Here is a 22852-nt window from a genome sequence, read left to right as displayed (position 1 = left end):
CTACCGCTTAAATTGAAAATATCTTACACTGGCCTTTATCTCAAGTAAGGCTGGTATCGTATGCTCAATATTATTCAATCAAACCGTATGGAAGCCCTGCAAGCGCAGTTTCATCAACTGTTAAAGGTAAACCCGTTGCAAAGCCCATTTGATAAAGAAGTGGTGTTAGTGCAATCGCCGGGTATGTCGCAGTGGCTAAAAATTGGTTTAAGTGAAAATTTAGGCGTGGCTGCGCAGGTAGACTTTCCGCTGCCGTCGAGCTTTATTTGGCAGTTGTACCAGCAACTATTGCCAAACGTGCCTAAAGAGTCGGCGTTTAATAAACCGAACCTTGCTTGGAAACTGTTTGCAATTTTACCTACTTGTATTGACGAGCCACTGTTTTTACCCCTAAAAACCTATTTAGAGGGGGATATTGACGGCCAAAAAACCTTTGCCCTATGTGAAAAAATAGCCGATGTGTACGACCAATATTTAATGTATCGCCCCCATTGGATAGCCACTTGGGATAGCGGTGTTGATACGCTTGACGATGTAGATATCAGCATTGCTCCTTGGCAACCCGATTTGTGGCGCCGCCTTGTCAAATTAAGTAAAACACTTGGGCAAAGCCAATTTCACCGCGCCAACATGCAAGGACAATTACTCAGCGCCCTTGAGAGTATGGATAGCAGCTTATTGCCAAAGCGTATTAGCCTATTTGGTATATCTGCGATTGCCAGCTCACAGCTTGACGTGTTTGAAGCCTTGAGTAAAAAAACTGAGGTGTTTTTATTCTTTTTTAACCCCAGCGAGCATTATTGGGGCGATATAATCGATGAAAAAACAGCGGCTAAAATAAACGCTAAATACGCCAAAATGCCGCTGGTGGAAGCGCAGCAAAAAAAGCAAACGAATCCTGATGAAGAATACTATTTTATTGGTAATCCGTTGTTGTCGTCGTGGGGTAAACTCGGCCGCGATTATTTTGAGCAACTGGTGCAGCTTGATGCCCGTTGGATTGATGGTTTTATTGATGCGTTTGACGATACCTTACTTGGGCAAGTGCAAAGCGAAATATACCAACTTGCCTTTAAAGGTGAATCGCTTACCGATAACAAAGAATGGTTTATAAACGATGAGGGTAAACTGCCCATAAGTGCAAACGATACCAGCATTACGTTAAGTGACTGCCACACACCATTAAGGGAAGTCGAGCGCCTGCACGACTACTTACTCAATTTGTTTAATCAAAACCCAACGCTTACCCCCAAAGACATCATCGTCATGATGCCTGATGTAGGTACTTATAGCCCTTACATTGAGGCCGTTTTTGGTGGTGCGCAGGGCAGCCGATTTATACCATACGCCCTTGCCGATTTAGCCATAGAGCAAGAAAAACCAGTACTGAGCTCGTTTGCCAGTTTAGCTAATTTACCGTTTTCGCGCTTTGGCGTGTCGGATATTCTTGATTTATTACAGGTTACGCAAATTGCCGAAAAATTTGGCCTAGAAGCCCATGAATACGAGCAAATACATTATTGGCTTGAGCGAGTAGGGGTAAAGTGGGGCATAAACGCTGAGCATAAACAAAGCTTTGATTTACCCGCCATTGATTTAAATACCTGGCAACATGGCTTGAACCGTTTATTACTGGGGATTGCCATGCGCGACGAACAGTGCCCATTTAATGGTATTTACAGCGCCGATGAAGTAGAAGGTATGGCGCTTGATACTCTCAATAAGCTGGTGCATTTTATTGATGTGCTTCAAGACTTTAAAGCGAAACTCACCCCTGATGATACGCTTTCTAATAAAGCCCATATATTAAGTGAGCTACTCAATGCTGTGTATGAGAGCGAAAGCGATGATAGCTGGGATTTATTAGTGCTGCAAAAGGTGCTCGAAGATATTGCGAAGCACCACGACAACGGCGACTACAGTAAAGCCGTTTCGCAGCGCATAGTGAGCTATCTAATCAAGCAAGGTATACAAGAAAAAGGTGTAGGTCAGCGCTTTTTAGTAGGACAAGTGAACTTTTGTACGTTAATGCCAATGCGCGCCGTGCCGTTTAAGGTGGTGTGTATGCTAGGCTTGAACGATGCCGATTACCCACGTACCGTGCAGCCTATCGGTTTTGACTTAGTACCTTATTCTAAAAAGCAAAAAGGTGACCGTTCACGTAAACTCGATGACCGTTACCTCTTTTTAGAAGCGCTCTTAAGTGCTCGAGATAATTTATATATGAGCTACATTGGCCGCTCGTGTTTTGACAACCAGCCGCGCATGCCATCAACTCTAGTAAGTGAGCTTTTAGAATACATTGGACGCAGTTTTAAACTTAGCGAACCCAGTGATAAACCCTTGCCTGAATGCCTTATTACGCAGCAGCATTTGCAGCCTTTTAATAGCCTGTATTACTCAGCTCCTAGCGATGAACAGGCGGGAGTAAATAATCACAGCTATAACCCAATTTGGCTGCCTAGCGAGGCTATTGAGCCAAAAGCAATCACTGCGCTTGATGTAACACCCCCTGAGCTACTTGATCTTGATGTGTTTATTCGTAGTGTATGCCATGCCCAAGAGAGCTTTTATCAACAAAGTTTAGGGTTACGCTTGCCGCAATTTAACGATATAGCGAAAGACGAAGAACCGTTTAGCCTAGATGCGCTGCGCCGTTATTTTTACCTTGACGAAATACTTGAAGCAAACATTAACAATACGCCGCTCAGTACCGAGCAAATACTGCAGCGCGGTGAGTTGCCCCAAGCCAATGTTGGCAGCTTAATTTATGAGGGTATGCAGCACCGAGTTGATGCGCTTGCAGGGCAAGTAAAAGAGCAAATAAAAGCCGGTAAAAGCGAACCGATAGAAGTGTTACTTGCGCTTGAAAATACCACCATTGAAGGCTGGCTTAACCATGTGTATATGCAAAAACAAGTGTTTTACCGCAGTGCCAGTATTAAAGCCAAAGATTTAATAAAAGGCTTTCTTTATCACCTGGCAGCTCAAAGCATGGAACAAGAGGTTGAAACCTTATTACTGGGTTTAGATAAACAAATTAGCTTTGCCCCTATGAGTAAAGCCAATGCCGACTTGCTGCTTGCAGATTGGTTTGAACTATACAAAGCATTGCGAAACGCGCCGGTGGCGTTTTTTCCGGTGAGTGGTTACGAATATGTGAAAAGCGGTGGCGATATGGCAAAAGCTAACAGTAAATTTAGCCCACAGTATATTGGCCGAGGTGAAGGGGAAAACCCTTATATTCGTCTCACGGTGCAATCGCTCAATGATTGCCAAGAGGAGTTTATACAATGGAGCGAAAAATTATTTGTCCCGTTATTTGAGCACGCCAAGGAGAGTGACTATGCAAGCGCTTAACCCACTCACTATGCCATTATCAGGGCAAAGCTTAATTGAAGCCAGTGCAGGCACAGGTAAAACCTACACGATCACGGGTTTGTATTTACGTTATTTATTGGGCATGCAAATACCCGGTGAGCTGAGTACGCCTTTGAGCGTTGAGCAAATCTTGGTGGTAACCTTTACCGATGCCGCTACCCAAGAAATTAAAGACCGTGTTCGTAGCCGTATTATTGCCGCGCGTGATGCTTTATTGGGGCAACAGCCAAACGATGAACTCATTGAAGGTGTGATAGCGGGCGTTGATGATAAACATCGTGCGTTTGACTTACTCGATGCAGCAGCTAAATCAATGGATGAGGCGGCTATTTTTACCATTCATGGTTTTTGTCAGCGGATGCTAAAACAACATGCGTTTGAGTCGGGGGTCGCGTTTAACTTAGAGTTTATTTTAGATGAGCGCGAGATACTGCTTGAGACCATAAAAGATTTTTGGCGCGCGTTTGTCTACCCGCTTAATAAGCAAAAAACAAATGCGATTTTAGAGGTGTTTGCCGCACCTGAATCATTATTTAGCCAAGTAAGCAGTATTTTAAATAAAGCCAACGCCGAAATAACACCGCAAGTAAATTTAGAGGATGTGTGGCAAGCCCGAGATGAATACTTGGAGCTTGTACCCGCCTTTAAAAAAGCGTGCCTAGAGCAAGAATTTATTGGCGCTGTGAAAGCATCCGATTTAAGCGGCTCAAAAACACCGGCACGAAAAGGCAGCTTAGCGGCGCTTGAAGCGTTTTGTTTAGGCAATGATGACTTTTTTGAATTTGGTACTAACAAATATTCGTTTGAGGTTTGGAGCAGCGAGAATTTAAGTAATACCGCTAATTATAAAAAAAATGGCACATTACTGACTCATCCACTTATTAGCCAATTCGATACCTTAGCTGCACTTAACAATACCATTAAACAAGGGCTAAAAATTGCGATAGTGCAATATGCGGCAAGTTGGGTAAAAGCGGCCATAGTTAAGCGCAAACAAGAGCAAAGCGTGATCACCCCTGATGACCTACTCACTAATTTACATACGGCTCTTAATAGTGAGCAAGGTGACGTATTGTCGCAAAAAATTGCGCAGTTATTTCCGGTGGCAATGATTGATGAGTTTCAAGACACCGACCCTATTCAGTACGGTATTTTTAGTAAAATTTATGCTCAAAGCAATACCACTTTAGCCATGATAGGCGATCCCAAACAAGCTATTTATGGCTTTAGGGGCGCAGATATATTTACCTACATTGGTGCCAAAGAGGCCGTAGAGCAGTCGCAACAATTTACCCTAGGCACTAATTTTCGCTCCAGCAGCGATATCGTCAACAGCGTAAATAGCTTGTTTAGTAAATACGATAACAGCTTTATTTATAACGATGCCATTCCCTTTAATAAAGTGAAAGCCAAGGGTAAAAAAGCCAAAGATACATTTTTAATTGATGGCAAACCGGCCACCGCCTTTGAATTTAATGTGTTTGTGGATGAAGCTGGCGATGAAAAAGGCAAACCGACCAGTAAAGGCTTAGGGCAAGCTCATTTAGCCACCCATTTTGCTAATAAAATTGTTACGTTACTCGAGCAAGCAAACCAAGGAATAGCTTGTATTGGCAGTAAGCCGGTAAGCGCTGCTGATATTTGTATTTTGGTGCGCGATCGCGTTGAAGCGCAAATAATGAAGCAGGCCTTGAGCAAAGCCAATATTGCCAGCGTGTATTTGTCTCGTGATAGTGTATTTAGCCAAGAGCTAAGTCACCATTTACTCAACTTTTTAACCGCATTGCACGGCCAGTACGACGAGTCGCTACTACGAGGTGTACTCGCAGGGCCATTATTCTGTTTAAGTTATAACGATATTTTTGCTTTGGCCGATGATGAAAATGCATGGCAAGAACACTTAAACTTTTTTGCTCAACTTAGCCATATTTGGCACAAGCAAGGGGCTATGGCCATGCTTGAACGCTTACTGAGTCATAATCAACTCAGTGCCAAATGGCAAGGCTTGGGCTATAACGTAGAACGTTGGCTTACCGACTTTAGACACCTTGGTGAAATACTGCAGCAAAAACAAATAGAGCTTGAAGGGACACTTCGTTTGTTGCGTTGGTTTGCGCAAAAGGTGAGCCAACAAGATGGCGAAACTGTGCAAGTACGTTTAGAGAGCGACGCAAATTTGGTTAAAATTGTCACTATGCATGCCTCAAAGGGGCTTGAATATCCATTGGTATTTATGCCCTTTGCTAGTGGCTATCGTGAAACTAAAGACGCGCTTTATCACCATAACGGCAAGTTAATTTTTGATTTAAGTAAAGACGAAGACGCCTTGCAACAAGCAGAGCAAGAGCGCCTAGCCGAAGATTTACGCCTATTGTATGTCGCATTGACCCGTGCAGTGCATTTTTGTGCCTTGGGTGTATATAACATCGGGCAAGGGCAAAGTAGCCGCTTAGCGATTCAAAGTAGTGCGCTTGGGCATGTGTTGTTCTCAGGGTTAGCGTTAACCAGCAGCCAAACATGGCGCACTCATTTAAGTGAGTTTTGTGATGCCAATGATTCGATGGAATATCTGCAAATTACCTCGGGTGAATTACTCGAGCAGGGCATACTTCGCTTTAATAATGAACACGTTGAAAAGCAGGCGCTGAGTATTAATACTGTAACCACGCAGATTGAACGCGATTGGCGGGCAACCAGTTTTAGTGCCTTGAGCTTTAAAAAGCATACTGACCAACTGGCACCTGGGCGCAGCGATGAAGATCATCAAAGAGATGAGTTTGCGGTGCAACAAGATGAACTTCTCTCACCGTATAGTTTTCCAAAAGGTGCAAAACCAGGAAGTTGCTTACACGAAATATTCGAGCAACTTGATTTTACCAGCCCGCTTGTTCACCCCTCAAATCCAGAGCAAAACTTATCGGCAGTAATTAAACGTGCCTTTGAAAAATACCATATTGATGAGCAATGGCAGCAAATTACCGAGCAATGGATACTCGATGCGCTTAATTGCCCGTTAAATAGTGAAAATAATTTAAGCTTGAGTCAATTATCACCGAGTGATTGTCTTGTTGAAATGGAGTTTAACTTACCGCTTGCTAGCCTAAGTGCGCCTAAACTCAACGAAATGCTGATTAAACACTTTGATTTTAGCCAAAGCAAACTTGAATTTGCCCATGTAAAAGGCTTACTAAAAGGCTTTATAGATTTAATTTTTTGTTACCAAGGCAAGTATTATATTTTAGATTATAAATCGAATTATTTGGGCAGTACCCTTGCAGATTATGAGCCAGAGCAGCTTGAGCAAGCCATGACCAGCCACCAATATCATTTACAGTATTTAATTTATACCGTAGCGCTGCATCGATTACTTAAACAACGTATTCCTGACTATGCCATAGAGACGCATTTAGGCGGCGTGTATTATACCTTTTTACGCGGTATGCCAGCGGGTGAAGGGGTGTACTTTAAACAGTTAAGTACAGAGCAAGTTATTATTTTAGATGGTTTGTTTAGCCAAGGAGCGATGCTATGAGTGATTTAAACCAACAACCCGGTTTGTTTGATGACTTTGACGACGCGCCTGTTGATGAGTCGTCGTTACTCAATGAACAACTAGCGGACTCTGTAACTCAAACACCTAAAGTTGTGCCGCTGCTTAGCTATTTAACTGAGCAGCACCGCGTACGTGTTGTGGATGTAAAGCTGGCTGAATTACTCAGTGGTAACAATACTGAACATGATTATGACGAATTATTTTATATTATTTTAATGCTGTGTTTATCACAGCAAAGCCAGCATAGTTGTTTAACTCTAACAGAAATTGATTGGGCTAATCCGTTTAATTTACGCCAAAGCGACTTTAGTAAATTAGAAGGCACCGTACCTGACACTCTCACCCCATTTAGTGACGATTTTACGACTGAGGCAGCAATAAGTTACTTACACGCGCATCACAGTGTGGGGGATCACAAGCCGCTGCAATTGTTTAATCAGCGGTTGTATTTTTCGCGTTTAGCAGGGTATGAGCAAACTTTAGCGCAGCGATTACTGGCAATGAGTGAGCGACAACTCAATATTGATGATGAAGTCCTTACTGAGTTATTAACACGCTACTTTCCTGATAATCCAACGCTTGATATTGATTGGCAAAAGGTCGCTTGTGCCATTGCTGCAACAAAGGGCTTTAGTGTGATCACCGGTGGCCCCGGAACCGGTAAAACTACCACGGTGACAAAGCTGTTAGCCATTTTACAGTCGTTATATCAGGCTGCACCATTGAGCATAAAATTAGTAGCACCCACAGGTAAAGCAGCGGCGCGATTAACAGAGTCAATTTTAGGAGCTAAAAATAAGCTCACAGAAATACCGGCTGATATTAATGCGTTGATCCCGCAAAGTGCGCAAACCATTCATCGTTTGTTGGGAGTTAAGCCATTTACTAATAAATTCAGGCACGATAAAAGCAATCCGTTGCATGTTGATGTATTGATTATTGATGAGGCCAGTATGGTCGATTTATCGCTCATGGCTAAATTAATTGAGGCCTTGCCAGCGCATGCCCGATTGATTTTACTCGGCGATAAAGACCAACTCGCCTCGGTTGATACCGGCAGTGTAATGAGTGATTTATGCCAAGGTTTAGTGCTTGGGCAAACACCGCAATATTCAAAAGCACGCTGTGAGCAATTAAATAAGGTGTGTTTTAATGGCGCAGCTAAACTTGGCGCGCAAACTCAGAGTGAGTTTAAACTGGCTGATTGCATTGCCTTTTTACAACATAGTTATCGCTTTGATGCCCAAAGTGGCATAGGCCAATTGGCTTTGGCTGTTAATACCAATGATCGGGGTATTTTAAATTATGTTGAACAACACAGTACGCAAGGGCATTTTAGCGATGTTATTTTAGACTACGATTTTGTCTCTACACCGATTGAAAAGCTTATAAACAGCGCGGCAAGTCACTACGGTGATTATTTAACACTGATTGCCCAAGGAGCTAGTGTTGCCAAAGTGCATGAGGCTTTTGCCCGCTATCAATTACTTGCCGCGGTGCGTGAAGGCGATTACGGCGTTAATAGTTTAAATCAACGTATTGAGCGTGTATTGCAACAGCAAGGGTTAATTAGCGTTAACCCTAATCAGCGGCATTACACGGGTATGCCTATTATGATTAGCCAAAACGATTATCAACTTAAACTTTTTAACGGCGATATAGGTATTTTAATGCCTGATGACAGTGGCCAACTCAAAGCACTGTTTATTGATGAGCAGGGTAATGAACGTGCATTTTCACCTGCACGACTCCCAGCGCACGATAAAGTGTATGTTATGACCATTCATAAATCGCAAGGCTCAGAGTTTAGTTACACTGCTATGGTATTGCCACCACTTAAACAAGCGAGCGTCGGTATTAACCGGCAATTAGTGTATACCGGTATTACCCGTGCAAAGCAGACCTTTGAGCTGGTAGCAGATAAAAAAGTGCTGCAACTGGCGATGGGTAAAAGTGTGTCACGGGCATCAGGACTCTATGAGCGATTAGTGTAACGCAATGCTTATACTAATCGTTTATTTTTGGTGTTCTTTTTCTAAATAGATTGGGCTGCCAGCCAAAATGGAGCGCGCCCAATCTTAAAAAAACACTGACCAACAGCGAACCAAGAATGCACCATAAATAAGGGGCTTCTAATAAAAATAGCGCGGCATAGGTCAAGCCTCCTGCAAAACAGGCGGTGGAGTAGAGCTCTTCTCGCATCACCAACGGCACTTCTCGACAGATCACGTCGCGTATTAAGCCACCAAATATCCCCGTAGTCATGCCCATTGTAAGTGCAACCATCATGGTGGTGCCTTCAATTAATGCTTTTTCGATACCGACCACATTAAAGATAGCCATACCAATTGCATCAACCAACAACATGTAATAGTTAGACACATCGGGTAAGTGGCGAATAAACATAACAGTGACAAAAATAGCGCCATAGGTGACATATAAAAAATCGGGGTTGGCTATCCAAAAAACGGGTTGGTTAAGAAGTATGTCTCTGAGCGTGCCACCGCCAAGCGCAGTGACTGAGCCAACAACCACCACTCCAAATCCGCCAATATCTTTATCATGGCCTAATAACGCACCTGAAATTGCAAAAAAAGCCACACCAATTAGGCTTAAAAAATTAAAATATTCTGCTGTCATTAAGGTGTCCTTACCTGATTGAGAATTTATATAATTAAAGGTAAGCGAAAGGGGATTTATATTAGCTGAATAACACTCTCTAATAAAACAAGCACAAGGTTATTACCCCTGTGCTTGTTACGTTGAGTTGTTATTGTAAGTAGTCAACAACCAGTTGAGATAATGACTCTACGCCGAGTTGTAAGGCGCTTTCGTCAACATAAAACTGAGGTGAATGATTACTTGCTGCCGTTTTAGCGTTTTGATCTTTTGGAGTGACGCCTAAAAAGTAAAACAGCCCAGGGGTTTCAAGCGCATAGTAACTAAAGTCTTCTGCGCCGGTAATTAAATCGGTGGTAATAATATTGTCAGCACCAGCAATACGGGCAAGCGTTGGGGTCATTTTTTGGGTGAGTGCTACATTGTTTACTGTGACAGGGTAGCCGTGATCTATATGCACATCGGCTTTAGCACCAGCGGATTCGGCAACCAGCTCAGCGGTTTTAGCTAAACGTTTTTTAATATCGGCGCGCATAGTTTGATCAAAGGTTCTAATGGTACCAATCAGCTCTACATTATCAGGGATTATATTTGAGCGTATGCCGCCATTAATTGCGCCAAACGAAATGACTGAAGGTGCTTTAGTTACATCAACTTGGCGAGAGGCGATTGTTTGAGTTGCCATAATAATTTGTGATGAAGCAACAATTGGGTCTACGCCATTCCATGGACGTGAACCATGTGTTTGACGCCCCGTTACGTTAATTGTGAAAGAATCTTCACTGGCCATTAGTGGCCCTTCACGAAAGCCAATTTGCCCTGTATTGAGTGAGCTGGTGACATGTAAACCAAACACGGCCTCAGGCTTTTGCTTAAATAAGCCTTCTTTTAACATCAGCTCAGCGCCACCTTCTTCGCCCTCGGGGGCACCTTCTTCAGCCGGTTGAAATACAAACAGTACTTCGCCCGCTAACTGATCTTTTATTTTTACCAGTGACTCTGCCACGGCCATTAAAATAGCAACATGAGTGTCGTGCCCGCAGGCATGCATAACGCCTACTTCATTGCCACGATAGGTTGATGTTTGTTTAGAGGCAAAGGGTAAATCAACTTGTTCGGTAACCGGTAAAGCATCCATATCAGCACGCAATGCGATTAAAGGGCCTTTTTTACCGCCGCTTAATTTTGCCACAACACCGGTATGAGCAACACCGGTTTGTACTTCAAGACCCAGTGATTTCAAATGTTCAGTAATGTACTTGGCGGTTTCAAATTCGCGATTACTCAGTTCTGGATATTGATGTAAGTGACGACGCCATTTAATGACCTTTTCACTCACACTTTGTGTTGCTTGTTCAAGTTGGGTGTTAACACTCGCGGCAAAACTAGGCGCGGAAATGGCGGTTAATAAAAAGCCACCACACATTATTTTTTTTATCATTATGATTCCTTGGTTGTTCGTATGTAACTAACTTACGCTATTACGCTGATAAAAAGTAGTGCCATGCGATAGTTAATAAAAAAGTTCATGGTGTTTTCAATGGCGGCTTATAAAACTTATAAACTGTTCCAAATAGCACAATAGTTTAGCGCTTTTGTCGTATTTTAACGCAGATATTTAGCCTTAACAGTGAAAATGATAACAAAATGTTGCATTTTTTAACTTTGTTCCCAATACTGGTCAATGCGTTGCTTTTACCATGCACCGACAACAGCGTGTAACAAGCTAAGCATAATAAAAATATTGAATCAGTTAAGGATTAATATGAACAACACACACATATTTAAACGCGTCTCTTTATTTGCAGCAGCATTAAGCCTGCTGATGAGTTTTTCTGCGCTCAGTAAAGAGTATAAGGTAATTTTAATTCATGGTTTGCAGGTATCACAACTTACCAATAGAGCAGCCAGTGATGTGGTAAACAATGGACAAAGCTATTGGCAGTCTTATTGGGTGAACCGCGCAGATGAGCGCATCGATTGGCCTGCATATGAACGAATAGAAGGAAAAATCACCACCGATTGGGTATGGCCTAAACTACAGCAAATTTCTCGCTCAAATCTATGCGAGCCAGGCTGTGTATTTGTGACTCATTCAACCGGTGACTTAGTTGCCCGATATATTATAGATAACCAAGAAAACTGGCTTGAAAATGCCGGATTACAGCCGCTTAATATTATTGCCACCTTTGATTTAGCGGGTGCTGGTGGCGGCAGTGAATTGGCCGACTTAGCGGTGAGTACATTAACAGGCGCATCGTGGAATTTTGCTGTAGATGCCGCGCTAACGTGGTGGTTAGGCAGTGAAGTTAATGAGGCGGTAGGCGTATTGCACGATTTAAAAGTAAATAATGCACGCAGAATTGCGCCATTACCTGATGCACGCACACCTCGTTTACGTTTTGTAGCCGATGGTAATGCTTACTTAGGTTTAACGGCTGGATTTTTACGCGGTAATGACGACTCGGTAGTGGCTACTCACTCATCATGTGGTGCAAGCTCTGTAAACTCATTTGGTAGCTGTAGCACCAATATTGACACTAATGGGCGTTTAAAATCGCAAGGTGATGCTGTTAATAGTTTTATGCCATATCATTATCCATTAATGATGACTAACAGTTATAGTCATAACGAGATTCAACAAGCGCAGCGCCAAGGAAATGTAACGATTGCGATGAATAACATTACGGTAGCTGGCGACACGCTAGGGTTTGAAACCGTAGATGAAACCACAGGTAGTTGGTTTTGGAAGAAACAATATCGTTATGTAAAAGACTCAGATAATTTGAGTGCATCGGCACTTATATATAATGTGATCCCGTGATATAAGCATACTTAAAACATCGTGTAGTATACGTACTACACGTTTTATATAGGATAACTAACCGATGAAAAAGTCCTACGTGATTGGCTTTGCTATCAGCTTGGGCCTAATTATGTGGTTTTTAATTGATGAGGGTCATGCAAGTTACCCCCTAAAACAAGCCCCTCTTAATGATAAAAAGCCGATATCGACACCTCCTGCTCAGCAGCGCACGCTAAGCCAACCTGTGACAAAGGTAACAACAAAAACCAGCTCAGTAACTCAGTCAGCATTTGATGAAGACTTAGCCAAAGCCGCCTCTGTGGTTGCTGATCAGTATCAGAAAAGTTTGGCGTTTCCGCCTTATTCACAACCATTAACGGTATATGATGAGGACAGACTTAAGCCAAATCAGTTCTTTCCTGTTAGCAGCCCAGTGGGTGAGCAAGGAGGGGAGTTAACAGTGAGCTTGTCTCAATATCGGTATGTGTATCCACAAGCTATAGAGCTAACCGTAAGCGCCCCAAATTTAGGTAAGGCGGTAGTGACACTCAGTAATACAGACACCAAAAAGTCGCTAAAAACGCAAAGCGGTGTGGCTCGTCAAAATGAGCTGGCAATGATATTTAAAGGTGAAGAAGACTATCCACGTAATTTACAATTATTAGTTGAAGCAGATATCGCGGGTAAAATAGTTCCTGTGGTGGCACAAATACACTATATGCCGCCTAGTGCAACGCTAACTAGCTTTGATAACGCGTATCCACGTAATGATAATATGATAGTGCCTGCTAATTTAACAGTTATAAAAAGTGGCTTATACCGTTTAAGAGCTAACTTATACAGTGGCACCTCGCCATTGGCACATTTAGTTGCTAAAGCACGTTTAAATGAGGGCAGTCAGCAAATTGACTTTAAAGCGCATTGGTCTGTTTTGCCCAAGCAAACGAATGACTTACGGTTGAGGGACTTTGTTATTGAACGTATGTCGCCAAGCCCAGGTGAGCTTAACAGTTTTGGTGAAAGTGAAATTAGCGAGTTTACTATTGAAGATTTTGCTTACGACAGCTTACAGCAGTTGCCTTATCAGGCAAACAAACAAGAAGTGCAGAGTTTAGAGTTTTTACAAGGATTAGCTGCTGGTCAGTAGCAGCATAGAACAAAGTGAAGGGTTTGCATTACTGCAAACCCTTAAAAATTAGCTTAAATTAATGGTAACCACGTCGGCTTGGTTTGTTTCATCTTGTTCATTATTAACTGGCGCTTTTGGAATATCTGGTTTATCGAGCGCGATATCGCCCCCATCAATAACGTCACCCGTTTGCAAGTTGGTAAAATCAAATAATTGATTATCAGCTAAGTGTGAAGGCACAACGTTTTGCATGGCGGTGAAAATACTCTCTATACGGCCCGGGTGCTCTTTATTCCATTGCTCCAGCATATTTTTAGTGTGTTTACGCTGTAAGTTTTCTTGTGAGCCACATAAATTACACGGAATAATAGGGTAGCCTTGGCTGAACGCATATTTGCTTATATCGGCTTCTTTACAATATGCCAGTGGGCGAATAACCATATGCTCACCGTTATCGCTCATTAGTTTAGCCGGCATACTTTTTAGTTTTCCGCCATAAAACATATTTAAAAACAAGGTTTCTATCATATCATCGCGGTGATGACCCAGTGCAATTTTAGTCGCACCTAACTCTTTAGCCGTGCGATATAAAATACCACGGCGCAAGCGAGAGCAAAGCGAGCAGGTTGTTTTACCCTCAGGAATAATATCAGTAACAATACTGTAGGTATCTTCTTCTACAATTTTGTATTCAATATTTAAATTATCAAGATACTCAGGAAGCACATGCTCAGGAAAACCAGGTTGTTTTTGGTCGAGATTTACTGCAAATAAATCAAACTTGATAGGTGCAACACGTTGTAAATGTTGCAACATGTCGAGCATAGTGTAACTGTCTTTGCCACCCGATAAGCACACCATAATACGGTCACCTTCTTCAATCATGTTAAAGTCCATGACAGCTTGACCTGTGAGGCGGCGTAAACGCTTTTGAAGCTTATTTAAGTTGTATTGAGCTTTGGCTTGAGCAGAATGAGACACTACGCCCCCTTGTAAATAGTACGGCAAAATTAATTGCTAAAAATAAAGGGGCGTATTATATGCCATATGTAATATGGGAGCTACTGCAAACGCTAACTTTCTGCAAGCGGGCTTACGTACCCATCAGGTTTAAGTGCAAGTACATCACAATCAAGGCTGTCAATAACATGCTCAGCAGTGTTGCCTACTAAGGCAGCGCTTAAGCCAGTCCGTCCGACCGTGCCAATAACCACTAATTCGCTGTTTAAGCGTTTTGCAACATCCGGTATCACATCTTCTGGCAATCCCTCTTCAATAAAGCATTGATCAGAGGTTAGTTTAAACTCATTAGCGAGTTCATTGGTTGATTCAATATGATGTTTTTTAACTGATTCGTTATATAACCCTGGGTTAAACTCAGGGATCTCTATTGCTATATTAACCGGTGTAGCAGGGTATGCATTGACTAAGTTAAGTTTAGCATTAGCCAGTTCACTTAAAAATTGTGCATCTTTAATTATGCGTTTATTCAGTGACAGGTGCTGATCATTTTCACTGACTGCATTAACAGCCGCTAAAATATTCCCATGTGCTGGCCACGCCATATCTTTTACAAATAATACAGGGGTTGGGCATTTTCTGACTAAGTGCCAGTCTGTTGGCGTGAAAATAACTGCTTTAAGCGCACCATGCTGATGAGTACCTTTGATCACTAGGTCATATTTATCATTAATAACGGTATTAATAATGGCTTCGTAAGGGCGGTTATGCCAAATGACTTGGGTATTAATATTAATGTTTTGATAAGGAGAGACAAGATCTTTTAACCATAATTCGCGATCTTTTAACACCGCTTTACGCATTGCTTCACGTTCATCACCAGAGAGCATAGTAGTCATTTCGTAAGAGAAATCGTACACCGTCATAAAGGCGGTAATGCTAGCCCCTGATTTTTTGGCTAAATCTATTGAACGCGCGAGGGCATTTTGATCGTCTTTAGTTGGGTCAATAACCGCGATAATACGTTTAATCGTTTCCATTGTGCTACTCCATTCACTTAACAGTTATACCTTGAGTGTAACGCAAATACACAACAGTTAAAGGGGTAGCACTAATATTCTTGTTCTATATCAAGAAATAAAGTTTCTCTAATTTTAAAACTCTTTATCTTGGATAAAAGCATGTACGGCTTTATAAAAATTTAATTATTCTCAGGTTTTATTAAAGTGTTGTCTTCTACAGTGAATCCACTCGTTTTTTTCACAAAGCCCACTTCAGGTAGTAAGTTATAAACATTATCTTTAATGGTAGAAAACAGATAACTCTTTCCACCTCTACTGAATAAGTTAATAAGATACCAATATTTCTTTTCAGGATAAACAGTCATATCAACGTCAATAAAGTGATTGTTATTGATATAAATGCCTCTTACGTATTTGTCATCTATTAGCTCGCCGGTTACATCTGACTGTATTCTAATGCCTCCCTTAGAACGTAAAACTGTGTTGTGAGTAAAATAAATACTTCCCCAATTAAAAGGCTCGGTCACACTTTTTGGTTTGTTAGGGTAAGCATTGAGGATAAACTTATCACTGTCTATGAAGGTATTAGCAATAATTTTTACGTTAGAGTAATAAGTAATTTCTATAGCGGTGCCTTTGGTGTTTTTGAAAGTGTTATATCTTACTAGAGCCTTTGATACAGGTTTAACCGTGGCAAATTTCAATGATCCCTTCAATCCCTCAAAAATATTATCTTCAACTGTAATATCATGCGTACCTCCATAGTTATTATTCCACGGGTGAGTAGTTGTTACTTGTGTGACATTTTCAAAGTAATTATTACGAATATCAATTCTGAAAGAATTGATATTCGTATCATGGGATGATAAGTGTGAAGATGTTGCTCTTATAGCCGCATCGCCAAAATCAAAAAATTGATTATATTTAATTGAAATATCTTCGGAGCCGGCAAAAAGGATACCTTGCTCACCCCAAACATAATTAATTTTGTCTGTGGTTAACCCTCTAAAAATAAAACCATTAATTTCTATGAAGCGTGAATTATAAAAGGATAAAATATACTCTCCTTCAAATTGGTCACACTTTTTTAGTATAACGCCAGTATTAGCTGTAATAACAATATTGTTAAGATTTCTAACAATAATAGCTGAGCAGATGTCATAAACTCCTGGCTTGTCTATTTTAAGCTCAGAATTTTCTGCAGTGTTTAAAATCAAGTCTTTTAGTGCTTCTGAGTCATCAATGCCGTCATCGGGGATCATTGAGCTCGATGCTTGGCTACTAAATAAAATACTTAAAGAAAGAGCGATAAATAGAAATAAAGATTTAGGCATAAGATTGTCCTTCTATGTAAGAGTTTAATAGGACGTAGTTGCTTTTATATTAAAAAATGAGCCAGACAATTCATTCATCGACTCTTAAAAGTGAATGGTTAATACCTCTACTCAAAGTGTTAGTAGAGATAGAGCATAATTGCAATAATTACGCTCCAATTCAGGGTAGGATTAATTTTAAAATGAGAAATGATTATTAACGAGGCTTAACAATCGCAGCAGTTTTGGCTAAAGCGTCATTATCTAAAATAGTAATAAATTTACCTTCTACTTTAATTAAGTCGGCTTTTTGAAAACGGCTTAATAAACGGCTGATAGTTTCTACTGTTAAACCTAAGTAGTTACCAATTTCGCCGCGGGTCATGGTAAATCTAAATTCTTTACGTGAAAAACCACGCTCACCAAAACGCTCTGATAAGTTATAAATAAAGCTAGCAAGACGTTCTTCTGCTGATTTTTTATTCAGTAATAACAGCATTTCCTGATCGTAGGTTATTTCACTGCTCATTAAACGCATTATTTGTTGGCGCAATTTAGGCAGTTTACCGGCTAGTTCGTCAAGAGTTTCAAAGGGAATTTCACATACCATTGAGGTTTCTAGTGCTTGAGAAAAACTTTGATGTTGCATTTTATTGATGGCGTCAAAGCCAACAAGGTCACCCGCTAAATGAAAGCCTGTAATTTGTTCATCGCCTTGCTCTGACAAGGTATACGATTTAAACGACCCCGAACGAACTGCATAAATTGCATTTAAAGGTGCGCCCGACTCAAATAAGTAGTCACCCTTGTGTAATGGTTTTTTTCGCTCAATGATCTCATCAAGTTTATCCATTTCTTGGCCATTTAAAGAAAATGGTAAACATAACTGGCTAATACTGCAGTTATTACAGCTAATGGCACAATTACCTTTAGCACGACTTTGAGAAAAATCCATAAGTTCAATCCGTTAAATTTCTATGCACAACATTTACCAATGTTAATGCACTAGCTTGTCTGTTGCAATGATCAGAAGGTAGATACCATACCAAATGATAACACTGCCTAATATTATTCGCGTCCAAGGGTGATTAAAAAGCGTATTGAGCTTTTGTGCAGCCACACCTAAGGTGATCATGGCAGGGAACGTCCCTAGGGCAAATGCCAGCATAACCAGAGCACCATTTATGGCAGTGCCACTGGTCATCGCCCATGTGAGCGCAGAATATACTAAGCCGCACGGTAACCAGCCCCATAGTGCGCCATAACCAAGCGCTTTTAATGGGGAATCAATGGGCATTAAATATTTATTAAGTTTAATTAAGTGCTGCCAAATGAGGGTTTTGCCGAGTTTTTCGAGCCATTGTAATGTCGCGGCTAAGCGCATGATATAAACGCCGACCAGTAACATAAACATGCCCGCTAAAAATGATAAAAACAGTGCAAAGGCCGAGTTTTGTGTGGCAAATTGACTACTAATACCGGCAACAAGGGCACCAGCAAGCATATAACTTAGCGCTCTGCCGCTATTATAGGCTAGAGAATACAACCAAGTTTGGCGCTTGTTACTGGCTAATTGTAATGAGCTGGCAATGCCGCCGCACATAGCAATGCAATGGCCACTGCCAATCAACCCCATTAAAAAAGCGCTAACAAAAATTGGATCAATCATTACTTTTATTATGTTGCTCTTTATCGTCTTCAAACAAAATACTGTGGCCTTGCTTGTTTAAATCAGAGAATTGCTCGCCTTTTACTGCCCAAAAAAACACGCCAATGGCAATTAGTACAAACAAGATAGCGATAGGAACTAAAATATAAATTATGCTCATAACTTTAATAGCCTTAGTGAATTACATATCACAATAATAGAGCTGGCAGACATACCAATTACCGCCATCCAAGGCGCAACTAAACCCATAGCAGCAAGCGGTAATATAGAGCCATTATATAATAAAGAAAGCGCTAGGTTTTGCTTAATTATACGCCGTGTTTGCTTAGCAATCGTCAACAAATGATCAATAGAGGCTAAATCACTGTTAAGCAGCACAACATCGGCACTGTTTTTAGAGATATCAGCTCCTGTTTCCATGGCGATTGATAAGTGAGCGCTGGCAAAGACTGGGCTGTCGTTTACGCCATCGCCAACCATAGCAACAACTTCACCTTGAGTTGACCAATGATCAACGGCGTCTTGTTTATCTTTGGGACTACAACTGGCTTGTACTGAATCAAGCTTTAATTTTTTTGCCACCTTGGCACCGGCATCTGAGGCGTCACCTGTTAGCATATGACAACTTAGATTGGCAGCCTTTAACGAGTTAATGAGTTTATCGGCATCTGTTTTTACTTTATCAACAAAGTAAAAGCGTGCAACGGGTTGCTTGTTTATGTAAAGGGTAGCTTGCGCATTGGTTTTTTTGGTATCAAACCAGCCACTTTTACCAATGGCGTAGTGCGTATTATCGTATTGAGCGCTGATCCCAACCCCTGGATGGAGCTGTACATCGTCAAATTTACGCTGACCTTTAAACTCTTTAAAGGCGCTAGCAATAGGGTGCTCAGAATAGCTCTCAAGCTGTGCTGCAATATCAAGAATTTGCTCTTTGCTGTACTTACCATCAAGTATGTCAACAACGTCGAGGCTAAATTTACCTTGCGTAAGCGTACCGGTTTTATCAAAAGCAACTAAAGTAAGTTTTGAGAGTGTTTCGAGCACATGTGCTTGCTTAATTAATATACCTTTACGAGTTAAGGTAGCCACAGCACACGTTAACGCGGTTGGAATAGCTAAACTTAATGCGCACGGGCAGGTGGCCACTAACACCGATATAGTGATCCAAAAAGCGACATCAGGGTCAATTTGATACCAGCCAATGGCGGTTAGAGAGGCAAATACCAGTAATACGGCAACAAACCACTGCGCGACTTTGTCGGTAATTTCTACTAACCGTGGGCGTTTTGTTAGGGCATTATGTTGCAGGCGAATAATTTGATTAAGCAGGGTATTTTGGCCCAGCTTATTGATTTTTATTTCAATAATACCATCATGATTAACCGTGCCCGCATACACGTTATGATTAATATACTTTCGTACTGGCTGATGTTCACCAGTCATCATAGACTCATCAACACTGGTGCTGCCTTTGACTAAGATGCCATCGGCAGGGATAGTTTCGCCTGCTTTTATTAAAACGATATCGTTAAGCTTGAGCTTTTTAGCGGCAATTATGTGCTCTTTGCCGTTTTCATCGAGTGTACGGGCAGTCAGTGGCAGTAGCTTCTGTAAGTTGGCTGTAAATTCACTGGCCTTTAAGCGCGCTCTAAATTCTAAGTATTTACCTAATAAGAGTAAAAAGGTAAACATACAAATAGATTCAAAGTAAACTTCACCGACTTCCATTACGGTGGCGTAACAGCTTGCACCATAGGCACCAAAAATCGCCAATGATACCGGTAAATCCATATTCAGTTGTTTTGCTTTTAAGCCGTTAATTGCATTACTTAAAAAGGGCAGGGCGCTGTATAAAATTACGGGCGTTGCAAGGATCAAGCTGATCCATCTAAAGTACTGTTCAAAGTTGCTGTCCATCCCAGAGAACATACCAAAGTACATAGCAAAGGCAAACATCATCACTTGCATGGTCATTAAGCCTGCCACGCCGAGGCGGCGAATATAGGCTTTAGCTGTTTGTTGTTTTTGCTGGGCTTCTAAATCTGATTGGAATGGATAGGCTTTGTAGCCTATTTCAGCCAGTGAGGTGATTAGCTCACTTAAAGGGGTTGCGCTTTTATCCCATTGGATCATAGCGCGATTAGTTGAGGTGTTTACATCAACGCGCTTTACCGATTTAAGGTTAAGTAATTGCTTTTCAATAAGCCAGGCACAGGCGGCGCAGGTAATGCCCTCAACACTGAGAAGCACCTCAGAGTTGTCGTTATGCGTACTGATAAACCCATCTTGAATATCTTCATTGTCATAGCTTTTAATAAAAGCGAGTTGTTCAGGGACGAGTTGCTCTACTTTACCGGCACTAACAGTGCGATATTTGTAGTAGTCGGTCATCCCTTGGTCAATGATATTTTGTGCAACAGCTTGGCAGCCAATGCAACACATTGGCTCAGCGGTATTGTCTATAACAACATGTGCGCTAAATCCAGCAGGGACACTTTCAAGACAATGAAAGCAATTTTTAGACATACTAAATACTACTTATAGTTAGGAGTCACTAAAACGGTGGCGGTGGTTGGTAAACTAACGTTTTCTTTCATTTTCCAACTGTTATCAACGGGTTCAATAAACACCGAATATGCGCCTGGTGTATAGCTTTCTAATAATGCAGTGAACTCTTGATTAGCATTGGGGGTGAGAGTGGCCTCAAAATCGTGCGCTTTTATAGTACGGTGAAAAAACGACAATCTTAATGCGTGTATATTACTGGTATCGCCTTTGGTAAATTTAAAGCTTACACGCTCATCTGATACATTTAGGTCGCCATGTAAATACAACGCTTTTGCTTTATCAAACTTAACGAGTTCTAAGTTGATTGCTTTGCCTTTTTTATAGTAATCATCTACAACCATATCTGGGCCGTTACCAATGGCTGTAATAAATAAACTAATGCAGCCAATAATTGCAGCTAAAGGAAAGAAGATTAAAAACCAAGGCCAAAAATTTTTATACCACGGAGTCGGTTGCATAGTCGCTCTAAAATTAATTAATGTGCGACTATATTATAATAAATAGAATGAAAAGACTAAAAAAAAGCCTCCGAGTGGAGGCTTTTTTGATCTGAATTAATCTACTGAAATAAAAAGATTAAAACTGAAACGTTTTGTTAACTTTATCGTTATTTATCTTGCGATAAGCTGTAAACGTAAGCAGTTAATAGGTGAATTTTATCTTCGCCTAAAATCTCTTTCCATGCAGGCATTACACCAGCACGGCCATGGTTAAGTGTTTCTTCAACAGCGCGTTGAGAACCACCGTATAACCAAATGTTATCAGTTAAGTTTGGTGCACCAAACGGTAGGTTATGGGCAACTGAACCTTTACCATCTGGACCATGACACGCAGCACACATAGCAAATTTTGCTTTACCTGCATCGGCATCTTTTTGGTTAACAGTACGACCAGATAGGCTAAGTACGTAAGCCGTCATTTCTTTCACGCCTTGCTCACCTAATGCATCACCCCAAGGTGGCATTGCTGCAACACGACCTAAAAGTAATGTTTCTCTGATCTTGTCAGGAGAACCACCGTACAACCAATCGTTGTCAGTAAGGTTAGGGAAGCCAGTACCACCACGAGCATCAGAGCCATGACATTGTGCACAGTTTTGTGAGAACAAACGTTGACCAATTTCAACTGCGAGTTGACCTTGAGTTTGCTCATGTTTAGTGCCGTTTTCTAGCGCAACTTGCTGTGCTGCATCACCAGCAAATTTAGACTCTACTAAATCTAGAACAGGTATTTGAGCCAATTCATTAAAAATAGGACCAAAACGTTCTTCAGCAGCGCGGTATTCAGCATCTAGCTTTACAAAACGGCCATCTTCTTTCGCTTCAATGACTGCTTCTTTCGATTCAGTTAAAGAGGTAATACCTTGGTTTGAGCTTGTCCATTTTGCTAAACCTTCCCAATTACCTAAACCTGGGTAGGCTGCTAAGTAATAAACAGACCACACAAACGTTGCGAAGAACATGTAAGTCCACCATTTCGGTAGTGGATTGTTTAATTCTTGAATGCCGTCAAACTCATGTCCACAGCTTTCACCTTCTTTTACACCTACATAGTTTTTTAAGTTCCAAACTAGTAGACCAAAGATAATGATTAAGCATGCAAGGGTTAATACAATAACCCATATACTCCAAAAGCTAGTCATTTCTCAGACCCCTTTTCCTCGTTAGAGAGTGTATTGTTGTGTTTTTTTTCATCTTCAAATATGACATTAGCAGCGTCTTTAAAACGACTTTTACTACGCTTGCTATATGCCCATCCAACAATCACAATAAATAATACTAAAATTACCAGAGTCAAAATGCCTCTGTATGTCCCGTAGTCCATAATAA

Annotated in this window: 17 protein-coding genes; 5 read left to right on the top strand and 12 right to left on the bottom strand. The window is 41.2% G+C overall.

From position 1 onward, the window contains the following. Nucleotides 1–60: 60 nt before the first annotated feature. Genes recC through recD form a run of 3 tightly spaced genes read left to right on the top strand, consistent with a single transcriptional unit; the run spans nt 61 to nt 8928 of the window. On the top strand, nt 61–3360 hold the full coding sequence (recC, locus tag QL984_RS10840) for an exodeoxyribonuclease V subunit gamma (RefSeq protein WP_138764666.1): 3300 nt from the start codon (nt 61–63) through the stop codon (nt 3358–3360). After that, entirely contained in the window at nt 3347–6913 is a 3567-nt protein-coding gene (gene recB, locus QL984_RS10835; protein ID WP_036956169.1) for an exodeoxyribonuclease V subunit beta, read from the top strand. Before recC ends, recB begins: the two co-directional genes overlap by 14 nt. Then, nucleotides 6910–8928: an exodeoxyribonuclease V subunit alpha gene (gene recD, locus QL984_RS10830; RefSeq protein WP_290172710.1), complete on the top strand. Its 2019-nt coding sequence runs from the start codon at nt 6910–6912 to the stop codon at nt 8926–8928. The genes recB and recD overlap by 4 nt, the downstream gene beginning before the upstream one ends. 13 nt (nt 8929–8941) lie before the next feature. On the opposite strand, the gene QL984_RS10825 is transcribed toward recD, so the two are convergent. Both QL984_RS10825 and QL984_RS10820 read right to left on the bottom strand, forming a co-directional pair. Further along, nucleotides 8942–9574, bottom strand: coding sequence for a trimeric intracellular cation channel family protein (locus tag QL984_RS10825; RefSeq protein ID WP_013464657.1), 633 nt, complete (start codon nt 9572–9574; stop codon nt 8942–8944). Nucleotides 9575–9704: 130 nt separating this feature from the next. Next, a complete protein-coding gene (locus QL984_RS10820; RefSeq protein WP_036956171.1) occupies nt 9705–10994 on the bottom strand; it encodes an amidohydrolase in 1290 nt (429 codons plus the stop codon). Between the two features lie 324 nt (nt 10995–11318). Between QL984_RS10820 and QL984_RS10815 the strand changes: the two genes are divergently transcribed. Both QL984_RS10815 and QL984_RS10810 read left to right on the top strand, forming a co-directional pair. After that, nucleotides 11319–12377: a hypothetical protein gene (locus QL984_RS10815; RefSeq protein WP_013464659.1), complete on the top strand. Its 1059-nt coding sequence runs from the start codon at nt 11319–11321 to the stop codon at nt 12375–12377. 64 nt (nt 12378–12441) lie between these two features. After that, nucleotides 12442–13506 carry a hypothetical protein gene (locus tag QL984_RS10810; RefSeq protein ID WP_013464660.1) on the top strand — a complete coding sequence of 355 codons (1065 nt, stop codon included), beginning with the start codon at nt 12442–12444 and terminating at the stop codon, nt 13504–13506. Between the two features lie 48 nt (nt 13507–13554). On the opposite strand, the gene ttcA is transcribed toward QL984_RS10810, so the two are convergent. From ttcA to QL984_RS10760, 10 genes are all read right to left on the bottom strand, one after another. Then, entirely contained in the window at nt 13555–14469 is a 915-nt protein-coding gene (ttcA, locus tag QL984_RS10805; protein WP_013464661.1) for a tRNA 2-thiocytidine(32) synthetase TtcA, read from the bottom strand. Nucleotides 14470–14561: 92 nt separating this feature from the next. Beyond that, nucleotides 14562–15488, bottom strand: coding sequence for a universal stress protein UspE (uspE, locus tag QL984_RS10800; RefSeq protein WP_013464662.1), 927 nt, complete (start codon nt 15486–15488; stop codon nt 14562–14564). Between the two features lie 161 nt (nt 15489–15649). Continuing rightward, nucleotides 15650–16804 (bottom strand): right-handed parallel beta-helix repeat-containing protein, encoded by a 1155-nt coding sequence (locus QL984_RS10795; RefSeq protein ID WP_013464663.1) that lies wholly within the window; start codon nt 16802–16804, stop codon nt 15650–15652. Nucleotides 16805–17000: 196 nt separating this feature from the next. Then, nucleotides 17001–17738 (bottom strand): FNR family transcription factor, encoded by a 738-nt coding sequence (locus QL984_RS10790; protein ID WP_013464664.1) that lies wholly within the window; start codon nt 17736–17738, stop codon nt 17001–17003. A gap of 42 nt (nt 17739–17780) precedes the next feature. Then, nucleotides 17781–18452: a sulfite exporter TauE/SafE family protein gene (locus QL984_RS10785; RefSeq protein ID WP_036956213.1), complete on the bottom strand. Its 672-nt coding sequence runs from the start codon at nt 18450–18452 to the stop codon at nt 17781–17783. Continuing rightward, nucleotides 18445–18612: a cbb3-type cytochrome oxidase assembly protein CcoS gene (gene ccoS / locus QL984_RS10780; protein WP_008109812.1), complete on the bottom strand. Its 168-nt coding sequence runs from the start codon at nt 18610–18612 to the stop codon at nt 18445–18447. The genes QL984_RS10785 and ccoS overlap by 8 nt, the downstream gene beginning before the upstream one ends. After that, a complete protein-coding gene (locus QL984_RS10775) occupies nt 18609–20981 on the bottom strand; it encodes a heavy metal translocating P-type ATPase (protein WP_036956214.1) in 2373 nt (790 codons plus the stop codon). The genes ccoS and QL984_RS10775 overlap by 4 nt, the downstream gene beginning before the upstream one ends. A gap of 8 nt (nt 20982–20989) precedes the next feature. Beyond that, the gene (locus tag QL984_RS10770; protein WP_013464667.1) at nt 20990–21481 is read right to left on the bottom strand and encodes a FixH family protein; all 492 of its coding nucleotides are present in this window, start codon (nt 21479–21481) and stop codon (nt 20990–20992) included. A 149-nt stretch (nt 21482–21630) separates the two neighbouring features. Next, nucleotides 21631–22665 carry a cytochrome-c oxidase, cbb3-type subunit III gene (ccoP, locus tag QL984_RS10765; RefSeq protein WP_013464668.1) on the bottom strand — a complete coding sequence of 345 codons (1035 nt, stop codon included), beginning with the start codon at nt 22663–22665 and terminating at the stop codon, nt 21631–21633. Further along, complete coding sequence (locus QL984_RS10760) at nt 22662–22847, bottom strand: cbb3-type cytochrome c oxidase subunit 3 (protein WP_010389598.1); 186 nt, start codon at nt 22845–22847, stop codon at nt 22662–22664. The genes ccoP and QL984_RS10760 overlap by 4 nt, the downstream gene beginning before the upstream one ends. Nucleotides 22848–22852: the final 5 nt, after the last annotated feature.

It is taken from the genome of Pseudoalteromonas sp. APC 3495 (genome assembly GCF_030407645.1).
In the GTDB taxonomy this organism is placed as follows: Bacteria; Pseudomonadota; Gammaproteobacteria; order Enterobacterales; family Alteromonadaceae; genus Pseudoalteromonas; species Pseudoalteromonas tetraodonis.
This window is presented reverse-complemented; position numbering and strand designations above follow the sequence as displayed.